The 10,800-nt window shown below is 53.1% G+C and carries 9 protein-coding genes and 1 pseudogene; all 10 read left to right on the plus strand.

The window, feature by feature from the left end:
* Window positions 1–397: 397 nt before the first annotated feature.
* Window positions 398–523 (plus strand): annotated as a pseudogene (locus ORD17_RS13255) (ISL3 family transposase); the annotation flags it as partial.
* A 161-nt stretch (window positions 524–684) separates the two neighbouring features.
* Window positions 685–2,097 carry an MFS transporter gene (locus tag ORD17_RS13260; RefSeq protein ID WP_308388761.1) on the plus strand — a complete coding sequence of 471 codons (1,413 nt, stop codon included), beginning with the start codon at window positions 685–687 and terminating at the stop codon, window positions 2,095–2,097.
* Window positions 2,098–2,976, plus strand: coding sequence for a PfkB family carbohydrate kinase (locus tag ORD17_RS13265; protein WP_308388762.1), 879 nt, complete (start codon window positions 2,098–2,100; stop codon window positions 2,974–2,976).
* Between the two features lie 52 nt (window positions 2,977–3,028).
* Window positions 3,029–4,462 carry a glycoside hydrolase 100 family protein gene (locus tag ORD17_RS13270; RefSeq protein WP_308388763.1) on the plus strand — a complete coding sequence of 478 codons (1,434 nt, stop codon included), beginning with the start codon at window positions 3,029–3,031 and terminating at the stop codon, window positions 4,460–4,462.
* A gap of 3 nt (window positions 4,463–4,465) precedes the next feature.
* Entirely contained in the window at window positions 4,466–6,628 is a 2,163-nt protein-coding gene (locus ORD17_RS13275) for an HAD family hydrolase (RefSeq protein ID WP_308388764.1), read from the plus strand.
* Window positions 6,629–6,641: 13 nt separating this feature from the next.
* Window positions 6,642–7,004, plus strand: coding sequence for an HAD family hydrolase (locus ORD17_RS13280; RefSeq protein WP_308388765.1), 363 nt, complete (start codon window positions 6,642–6,644; stop codon window positions 7,002–7,004).
* The gene (locus tag ORD17_RS13285) at window positions 7,001–7,549 is read left to right on the plus strand and encodes an HAD family hydrolase (RefSeq protein ID WP_308388766.1); all 549 of its coding nucleotides are present in this window, start codon (window positions 7,001–7,003) and stop codon (window positions 7,547–7,549) included. The genes ORD17_RS13280 and ORD17_RS13285 overlap by 4 nt, the downstream gene beginning before the upstream one ends.
* A 217-nt stretch (window positions 7,550–7,766) precedes the next feature.
* Complete coding sequence (locus ORD17_RS13545) at window positions 7,767–8,297, plus strand: DUF2459 domain-containing protein (RefSeq protein WP_374693413.1); 531 nt, start codon at window positions 7,767–7,769, stop codon at window positions 8,295–8,297.
* Window positions 8,298–9,143: 846 nt separating this feature from the next.
* Complete coding sequence (locus ORD17_RS13290) at window positions 9,144–9,428, plus strand: YrhK family protein (RefSeq protein ID WP_308388767.1); 285 nt, start codon at window positions 9,144–9,146, stop codon at window positions 9,426–9,428.
* A 377-nt stretch (window positions 9,429–9,805) separates the two neighbouring features.
* Window positions 9,806–10,783, plus strand: coding sequence for an MFS transporter (locus ORD17_RS13295; RefSeq protein ID WP_308390139.1), 978 nt, complete (start codon window positions 9,806–9,808; stop codon window positions 10,781–10,783).
* The last annotated feature ends 17 nt before the right edge of the window (window positions 10,784–10,800 follow it).

A 10,800-nucleotide genomic window follows, 5' to 3' on the forward strand; every position in this document is an offset into this window, starting at 1 on the left:
GCTGCATGAACCAATTCCGTCTCCCCGCCGATGATCTTGAGTATGAAGTGTTCTCCGCTCTCTGGGAGCTTGGCGCTGCCTTTGTGCGCGAGTTGCACGATGAACTTTCGGCGCGTGTGCCACGGGGGTTTACGACCACTGCCAAGGTAGTGGATCGAGAGCGGTCGCGGTCGCGGAATCTTTTGTCTCGCTTCGTAGGCGCAAACCCGCAGTATACCGTCGCAGCCTTGGTGCAGGCGGCAGAAGAACTTGATCCCTCCCCCTCGAAGGACTCGGAAGGGCCATTCTTGAGCACAAGAAATCCACGGGGCAGGAGTGATCCGATGCTGATGATATTCATCCTGCTTTTCGGTGGGTTATCGCTGCATTTTTTGCCTCTCTACCTACGGACGACTAGATCACTCTGTTGATGGCTCTGGAGAAGAGGCGCTTGCTCTACACCACACCCGGCAAGGACGCAGCGGCCTTTGCCCGTTTCGCAGAGGATCTCCAAGCCCATATTGGTCACGCTGAGCACATCACCGGGTTCAATGTGACCCCCTGAAGCGATGTTGCCACCCCCCCTTCAAATGGATTCAATCGGGAGATTTCATCATCGAGGGAACCAAACTGTCTCTAGGCATTCACAATACTTATGGGCTTTGGAGTCACGTTAACCACTCGCCACCTGCCAGGAGGGGTTCCATGACGGATGCTAAGCGCGGTACCTTTCGATCATTTCGCGAAGAATGGGTCATACAACGTGTCCGCCTGATGGAGGAGCGGATGGCGCGCCTCCGCCAGGTGTTGGGTGAACCGCGACGCTGGATTTCCATATGGTTTCTCGCGTATGCACTCCTGGGCGCTGTTTCATCAGGCTTACTGCCTATCTTACTGCCACTGATGATTGTTGGGGTCACCCATCATCTCAGCTGGGTTGCGTATGTTATGGGGGGATTCAATCTCGGACTCCTCACCTCACCCCTGTGGGGCGTTATGGCGGATCGTTACCGCCTTTATCGCCCAATTTTTTATGCCGGCTTCTTAGTCTTAGCCGCGTCCTTGGCAATCATGCCCTTTGTACCGGGCATCATCCCTTGGACGGCGCTGTCCTTCCTGGCGGGTGCCGGCACATCGGCGGCGGCGACGATGGCGAGCCTCTTCGTCGTCGAATTTGATCCGCAAAATGACTGGGAGCCCCGGCTTGGATGGTTGCAAACGCTGAATGGAGCCGGACAGGTGATGGGACTGTTGGTCGCCGGCATATTCGTGGCGAATTTTACCGTGGGACTCCTATGCTCCGCAGCGATCATTCTCCCGGCCCTTTGGCTCGGCGCTAAGGGGCTTCCCAGTAAATCGGAGATTGATTGGAGGGTGCAGGTGGGTCAGCGTATGCGGCGGGATCTGGACTGGCGTTTCCTCGCCATCTTCGGCAGGCCCGAGCTTCTAGCTGGTGGGATTTCGCGCTTTTCCCATCACCTCTCGCTACAGGGCGTGAGGCGTCTTTCGGAAGTGTTGGGCAGTCGCTTTGGCCGATTTTTGTTCTCCTGGTTTATCGTCGCATTTGGCGTGGCAGCATTCTTTGCCTACTTCCCGGTCGCCATGCAGCATGCCTACCACGTCGCGCCCGCTCTTACCTCCAGTACCTACGCCGTTACTGCCGCGATTGCCCTCGTGCTGTACTCTGTAGGGGCGAGATTATCCGGGAAATATGGTGCTGGACGCGTCTATCGCTGGTCATTGCTACTGCGTTTTCTTGGCTTCTTGTTATTGCTGAGCGTTTTCTATTTGCCCATTCCAAAGGCCGTCATCGCGCTCATTGGCTTTGCCTTGATCATTCTTGCGTGGCCGTTGCAAAGTATTTCCGGAATGACATTGACTGCGCGTTTGACGCCGTTTAGCCAAGGGTCAGCCATGGGATTGTTCAACGCCAGTGGGGCGATTGCGACGGTACTGGGCACCTTTTTGGGTGGGCCTTTGGTGGCAAGCATCGGCTACCCAATTCTATCCATCCTGGCGTTGGTGGGCATACTCTTGGGTTGGATGAGTGGACAAAACTTGCAGCCAGAACAGGTCGTTCGGGAAAGTTTGGAGAAAATCAGCATGGAAACCACATGAATGGACGGTTGGATTTTTGGTGAATGCCTGCTGGATGACTTTGGGGATACGCAGCGGGTTGGTGGAGCTCCCTTCAATGTTGCGTGTCACCTTTGGTCGCTGGGCAGTAACGTACGCTTTATCAGCAGATTGGGAAAGGATCCTTCCGGCGCCCGGATCCGAAACCACCTCCAGCTTTGGCCGGACGCCCGGGCAATCTTGCAAGAAGATGCGACACTGCCGACAGGGAGGGTACTCGTCCACGATTTAGGGCACGGTGAGCACCGTTTTGAAATTTTGCCCCATCAGGCCTACGACGCGATCCAATATGACAAGCCATTGGTTGACGCTACACGTAACCAATCCTTTTGGCTCTATCACGGGACTCTGGCTCTGCGCGAAAACGGTCCCAGCCGAAATACATGGCGCCAATTGGCTTCGCGTGCAAATTGGCGCTTCGTGGATATCAACTTGCGTGCTGGCAATTGGGAAAAGAACACTCTCGAGGAGTTTCTGACTGGGGCTTCGATATTGAAATGCAACCATGAGGAACTTGCCCTATTGGGAAAAGAATTTTGTCTGCAGGGAGCCGATTTAGCTGACACTATGGCGGCCCTGGGCCAGCGTTTTGCCGTAGCAGAGATATTGGTAACGGCTGGCGCCCAGGGCGCGGCGTATTGGGACGGTAGATCTCTCCATCAACATCCTGCAGTACCGGTACAAATTCGGGACACCGTTGGTGCAGGAGATGCCTTCAGTGCAGGATGGATATACGCGCGACTACAGGGACGTGCCTTTACCGAGTCCTTACGTTTGGCGAGTCAGTTAGCGGCGCAGGTATGCGCCCTGTCGGGAGCCCTACCGAGTAATCCCAAGGAATTTTATTGTAAGCTTGACTAGGCGCATTTGATGCGCCACCGTCAGACAACAGACAGGTTGAAGGAGAATTTCGTTGATCCCGTCAGAGCCCTGTTTTTCGTACCCGCGTTACGCAGGCGCCAGCCCAGCACTAGACGATGCTTACCAATTAATCGAGGATGCGAAGGTATTTTATCGTGGGCAGTTGGTAGGCACGGTTGCTAGCGTCGATCTCAACGCGCCAGCAAGCAACTACGCCGACTGTTTTGTGCGGGATTTCTTTCCGGTTGGTCTGATCATGCTATTGGAAAACCGGGAAGACGTAGTTCGATCCTTTCTTTATCTGATCATGCAGTTGCGGGGGCAGCAAGAAGATCTCGAAGGCCAACAAATTGCGCCTGGAGTTCTACCGGCCTCCTTTCGTGTGCAGCATGATGAGTCTGGCAACGAGCGAATCATTGCCGATTTCGGCGATCGAGCCATTGGCAGGGTGGCGCCAGTGGATTCAATGATGTGGTGGTCGATATTGCTGCAAGCATATGTACATTACACCGGTGATATTGCTTTTGCGCACGGCCCGGAAATTCAGCGGATGCTGCGGATGATCCTGAGTTTGTGTCTGCAGAGTCGTTTCGAGGTCTTTCCAACCTTGCCGGTCCCCGACGGCTCCTTCATGATCGATCGGCGCATGGGAGTCTACGGCCACCCTCTCGAAATTCAGGCCCTATTTGACAGTACGTTGCGTGCTGCCTCTTTGTTACTTCCAGAATCTGGGAGCCATTGGTTGTTGAATATGGCACAACGGCGGCGCGAAATTTTGCGTTCCTATGTGCAACGATATTATTGGTTGGATATGGACGTGCTCAACCGGATTTATCGTTTTGAAACGGAAATGCTTGGTGAGAATGTAGAGAATTTATTTAATATTCATCCCGAAACGATTCCCTTGTGGGTACAGGATTGGCTTCCGGATGATGCCGGGTACTTCGTTGGCAATTTGGGACCCGGAAGAATGGATTTTCGGTTTTTCGCGCAGGGTAATCTGCTGATGTTGGCAACTGGTATGGCTACCGCGAATCAGCGCGTGGCGTTGACCAACCTGATCGAACAGCGTTGGACCGACTTGATTGGGCGCATGCCCATGAAGCTGGTTTACCCCGCTATCGAAGGGGATGAATGGCGACTGATTACTGGCTCGGATCCAAAAAACATCCCCTGGTCTTATCACAATGGTGGGCATTGGCCGGTGCTGATTTGGCCTCTGGTATCAGCACTGCTGAAAAGCGGGCGAGCAGACCTCGCGGGAATGGCCTGGAATTTGGTCGAAAAGCGCTTGATGTTAAATCGGTGGCCAGAATATTACGATGGTCGTTTAGGTCGATTGGTAGGGCGACGCGCCAATATCGGGCAAGTGTGGAGTGCGGCGGGATTTCTTCTTGCGCGCTATTTCTTGGATGATCCTGGGTTGTTGCTTCGCTTAGGTATTGACGAACCTAGCCCTGCTGAGGTTAGCGAGGTGAATTCTTAGCCCATGACCGTAGACAAGCAATTGGTAGAACCGGCGGATCATCCGCAAGAAAAGGGCTCGCCGTTGCTTTACTTGGTGCTTATCAGTATCCACGGGCTCATTCGTGGCCAGAACATCGAGCTTGGGAGGGATGCAGACACCGGAGGTCAGATACTTTATGTACTTGAGCTACTTCATGCTCTGGCGGCACATCCGAAAGTTTCACGAGTTGACCTGCTGACCCGTCAAATCATCGATCCTAGAGTGAGTGATGACTATCAACAAGAACAGGAAATTCTGTCGGATGAGCCGAAAGCACATATCATTCGACTCCCTGCCGGGCCCGAGGAATATTTGCCAAAAGAGTCGCTTTGGCCGTATTTGGATAGTTTCAGCGATCATGCGATTGAATACTTACGCAAGCAGGCACAGGCGCCAAGTGTCATACACAGTCACTACGCCGATGCCGGTTACGTAGGCATGCGCTTGGCATTACAGCTTGGCGTCCCGCTGGTGCACACGGCTCATTCCCTGGGCCGCAGCAAGCGGCAACATTTGCTGGCTTTTGGCGAATCCGAGACAGTCTTGGAAGAGAAATACCGATTGTCCCATAGAATCCACGTAGAGGAAGAAATTCTTTCCACGGCTGCTCTTGTCGTGGCCAGCACCCAAGACGAGATCGATAGCCAGTACGGGATGTACGATCGAGCTAATCCTGAGCGCATGCGCGTAATACCGCCGGGGGTAGATCTCTCCCGATTCGCACCAGTTTCCCGTCCAGCGCCACCGATTGTTGAAGAGTTAAAACGCTTTCTACGAAATGCGAAACGGCCGCCAATTCTCGCTTTGTCCCGCCCAGATGAACGTAAGAACATTGCCGGCCTGATTCACGCTTATGGGAAAAATCCAGAGCTACAAGCCCGCGCAAATTTGGTCATTATTGCTGGAAATCGGGAAGATATACGTGATATGCCGGCAGGCCTCAGGCAAGTGTTAACAGAAATGTTATTCCTGATTGACTGCTATAACCTCTATGGGAAAGTTGCCTACCCACGGCAACATTCTCCCGAGGATGTCCCTGACCTGTATCGTTGGGCGGCTGATTTGGGAGGGGTATTTATCAATCCGGCGTTGACTGAACCCTTTGGGTTGACGCTGATCGAGGCGGCGGCTTGTGGTCTTCCGGTCCTGGCAACGGAAAACGGAGGCCCGAAAGACATTATCACCAACTGTAATAATGGCCTGCTCATCAATCCGTTGGACACGGATGAGATGAGCAGCAAACTGCTGGCCATTCTCAACGACGCAAGGAATCGGCGGCACTACGCGCAAAACGGGGTCGCCGCTGTGCGCCGCCATTACACTTGGCCGGCGCATGTTGAACAATACTTGGAGGCACTCAGAGAATGCCCGATGAATGCTCCCTCTACACCAGATATTTTGACCCCAAGAGAGCCTCGCGTTACCTCCAAACGACTGCTGTTCCTTGGTGTTCGTCTTTTGGACCAGTATCCGATCGGACCGGCGGATTTGGCGGCACAGTTATTTTCGCGGAAGCAGCGGGTAGCCCTGGGACTGGTGACCATGCGCCCCCTCTCCGAGCTTCTGATGCTTCTCAAAGAACGCGGCTTGGGGGTCCCCGAACTTCTCATTACTGGCGCCGGTACCTATATCCATTATGGCACAAGCCTGACTCGAGATCAGGCATGGAGCCGTCACATAGCAGTGAATTGGCAAGGTGACCGCGTCTACGATCTGCTTGCTGAAACAGCCGGCGTCCATTTGGCAAGCAGGAGTAGTCAAGGCATGTATACGGTGCATGGTTTCATTCATAGTGGCTCCGATTTTGGCGGTATCACGGCGTTAGATAGTCAATTGCATGCCCAGGATATCCCCGCTCGTGTCGTGGCAATCAATCCACAGGAGTTTTTGGTCATTCCGCAACGCGCATCTCTCGGTTTTGCCGTTCGCTATGTCGCCGATCGGCATGATATTCCCCTCGAGCATGTTCTGGTCGTTGGTAGCCCACAAGCTGACCTCGAATTATTGGGGGGAAATATTCTTGCGGCGCAAATAGGCGGAGGAAGCGAAGGGGCGCGATTGTCCGATGACGTTTATTCCTGTCAATCTGAGGGTCTAGCGGGGATCTTGGAAGCAATTTCCCACTATCAGTTTTTGGATATGTAAGGGGATTCAGGAAATGTCAGGAAATGATCAAGACCCCGAATGGGAGACCGGTAGCATGGATAGACCAGAGAAAGAAAGGCAGTCGGTATTGCTGTGTTGCGATCTGGATCGAACGTTGATCCCAAATGGCATTTCTTTGGAAAGCCCAGAGGCACGACCCCGTTTCCGGGGTCTGTGCGCGCATTCTGCAGTGCAGTTGATCATGGTGACCGGGCGTCATTTGGACCTCGTCACGGAAGCCATCGACTACTGGCAGCTACCCATGCCACAGTTCATCATCGGTGATGTAGGAACGAGTATCTACGCCTTGACGGATGACAAATGGCGTCCATGGCAACATTGGGCTGCGGAAATCGCTCCAGATTGGGGGGGATGACCCATGGTGATATCACCAAAGAGCTTGCCAACATATCTGCCATCAGCCTCCAACCAACGGCACAGCAGGGTATGTTCAAGGTAAGTTATTATCTAGCTCTTGACCTGGATTATGCGGCTCTCGAAGAGGAAATTTTGCAAAGACTTTGGGGCTTGGGCGTAAATGCCAAGCTGATTTGGTCCGTCGATGAACTGGCTAATATACGTTTGCTGGATATCCTACCTTGCAGCGCCAGTAAGCTGCACGCCATAGAGTTTCTCGTCCACCAACACGGATATTCTATAGATCAAACAGTTTTTGCGGGCGATTCAGGCAATGATTTGGAGGTTTTGGGTAGTCATATCAACTCAGTCTTGGTGGCCAACGCCCACCCTGATGTTCGGGAACAGGCGCTTCGGTTGGCATCAGCCTCCGACCTACGCGATACCCTCTACCTTGCCAAGGGCGGATTCCTGGGAATGAACGGGAATTACGCCGCTGGTATTTTGGAAGGCATTGCTCACTACCTCCCGAAAACAGCAGCATGGATGGAACCGATAGCCTGAATAGAGCCCTAACCCAGGATCTTGGTGTCGAGCAGTCATCTAATTCTATGGATTCATAGCCTTGCGTAGATCATTACGATATTTTCTCCTGGCACTTCTGGCTCTTTCTTTGACAGCCTGTGCACCCGCTTCCTTTTCCGCAAGAAATCCCTTATCTTCGAAGCTTTATGATCCAGCTGGGTTACAGGCCACTACCGGGAAAGAAATACATATCTTTGTGCTCGATACTGGCTGGCATACTGGGTGGGCAGTTCCGGCCAAGTCATTTCTCGAAGTTGCTCCGGTACTGCAGCACTGGTTTAGCTCCGATCAAGAGCTCTTGATTGGATGGGGAAACCGTAGTTTTTATATGGCGCAAAACCCCGGAGTTTTGACCGGACTTTCTGCGTTACTTCCGTCCAAAAGCGTGGTCTTGATTCAAGGACTTCGTTCTCCGGATTGGCCTACGCAATTGCTTCCTCAGGTTCGCTTATTCCCATTACAGGTCAGTCACGCCCGCTTTTTACGCTTGACTCAGTATATTCTTGGTTCCCTCGACGAGCCGCTTCATGCGCATGGCTTTCCCAAGAAAGAGCCCTGGTATCCGGGAGGTGAGTTTTTTCGCTCGTGGCGGACTTATGACGCGCTACACACCTGTAATACGTGGACGGCAGGGTCCTTGCAGTACATGGGATTTCCGGTGTCCCCAACAGGCATTCTCTTCGCAGGGCAGGTGCAATCTCTCATGCATTCTCTCCATCGCGGCTAATGGCACGCCGCTGGTAATCAGTCTGCTTGCCGCTAGTTTTTTGGCAGATCCACATCCTCCTGACAGACATCGCAATCTCTGGTTATCACCTGTCAAAATCCGTTGCGCTTCAGTCTGACAGGTTGCAGAGAAACGGTGGCGGGAAGCTATCTCGCACTGAGGTTCCTTTTGTGACGGTCTGTTACTCGATCCCAGAAGTATAGTGCTACGTTACTCATAGGAAGAACAAATACAAAGACGCCAACGGTGATTCCGAAAATCTCTGTAACTTGAGAGAATATATTCATAGAAGCACAGGTACCATTTGTCTTTATTCTGCTACTTGCTCGAATCTTCTTTGGCATAAGTGCTTTTCATTCCGGCGAACATGGCGGCAAACCAAAGTAGTGGAAGGATGATGAACAGGGCATAAAATAAAAACATTCCAGTCTCCGTGATCGCATGATTCCGTTGCTTGGGACAAGTCGAATTCCGGAAAGTTCAGCTCGTTTCCAATCTTCTCCAAGATAGGATTGGAATACTCTACTTGCAAGACCGTGCGTGGAGGCTGCCATGACCAAGAGTACAAAGAGGAACCTAGATCAACCCCTAAAAATCAGAGCTAGCGTGGTGACAACGGCGCACGAGGCAAGGAATGGCCGTTTTGCGGAACTTTTCTTCCTTGCTTTGGGCTTTTTAGCCCAAACACCTGGACTCTGGGCGCATTACGCCCCCAGTAAAGGCTAGGCGGCGCACGTTGTACGCCACGACCATCCTGCCCAGAGGCAATGTTCGTGGCAAAGCGTTTTGACAGTTTCCCATAACTCGTAGTAGGGTTCCAATTTCGGTCGTAAAAACGGAGATGCAATGGCTGCCATCGATAATCAGCAGGATGATTGCCTGGATTTCTCTCTTGGCAAACGCGATACCCTTGTCATTGATCGTCGTTACGAAACATTAAGTATCGTTAACGATTTCATAATTGGTTTCTTATTTCTGATTGGTAGTATTTTCTTCTTTTACTCCGCGACAGAAACAGCTGGCGTCTGGCTTTTCGTCATCGGCAGCGCGCAATTGTTGATTCGCCCGTCGATTCGACTAGCGCACAATATTCACATCAAAAAACTCGGTGGAAAAAACTGGGATATGTAAGCTTAAGAAGGATAATTGACATATTTTTATTTACCCATGAAAAAGGTTTATTTCTCAGCTTTCTAAAGAGCATCACCTTTTTTCGAGCATCCCCAAGAAGCCATAGAAAACGCTTATTGTAATCTATAACCAAGCCCGCCGTAGCAGTCGCCGTCGGCAGCAAAGGAGACTCCTACGACATCCCGTTCGCTGAGACCGTCAACGGACTCTACAAATTGGGGAGGTCATTCATCACCGTGGACCATGGAAGACACGCTCCTCTCAAGAAACGGAAGATGGCCTCCACTAATCCGGGGGGATTCGTCTACGCCATGCCCATGCTTTTGTGTTACAACAACGGCCCTCGCCATAAGCATGGCGCCAACTGGTAGTCGCTCATGTCTCGCTATTCCAGTACCCCACATCAGGATGTTGGCGTGCGTCGTGCTTTGGGCGCAGCAATGCTGGGCATGCTTCTGGATGGCTACGATCTCAGCATCATGGCTGTAGTGCTTCTGCCGCTGCACAGTGCTTGGCACCTGCATGCCGCAGAAACCGGACTGCTCATGGGCATGGCCCTGATCGGCTCGTTGCTCGGGGGATTGTTTGGCGGATTTTTCACCGACCGCTTTGGACGGCGAGGACTCCTCACTCCAAATATGCTGCTGTATATTGGCGGGGCCTTGCTCAGCGCCCTGAGCCCCAACCTGAGCATGCTCTTCGCCGGACGCCTGCTCACCGGCATCGCCATTGGTCTGGACTATCCCTTGGTCGCCACCATCGTCGCCGAATATACTCCGTCGGCTCTGCGCGGAAATCGCTTCGCAAGGGTGAACATGGCCTGGTACGTGGGTGCTCTGTTGTCCACTGCCATTGGTTGGTCATTGCTGTTCATCGGCAGCGACTCCTGGCGCTGGATGTTGGGCAGCGCTGCCCTACCCGCCTTGGCGCTCCTTTGGCTACGGCGCGGGCTACCGGAGTCGCCACGTTGGCTGGTGCGCCACGAGAGGATGCCGCAAGCGGACCTGGCTCTGCTGCAACTGCACCCAGAAAGTACTACCGCGGAACGACAGGCGATGCTGCGGGATTTTGCTGCACCGTCCCGTTCCTGGCGGATTCTGATACAGAAGGCGTGGTTGCGTCGCCTGTTTCTGAGCATCTTCCCGTGGTTCTGTCTGGATGTGGTCGGACTGGGGATTGGACTGTATTTCCCTCTGGTGCTGCGCAGCAGCGGCTTTGCGCCGAGTGACGCGGCAGCAGCGGCCATCAACGCCGGCATCCTCTGTATCTCGCTGCTGGGCATCGGCTATATGATGCCCCGGATCGACCGTTGGGGCCGGGGTTCCGCTGCAAAGCACCGGGGTTTCTCTTCATGACCGCCGGCCTGTTGTTT

Origin of the sequence: Acidithiobacillus sp. AMEEHan, assembly GCF_030996345.1 — a bacterium.
GTDB lineage: Bacteria > Pseudomonadota > Gammaproteobacteria > Acidithiobacillales > Acidithiobacillaceae > Igneacidithiobacillus.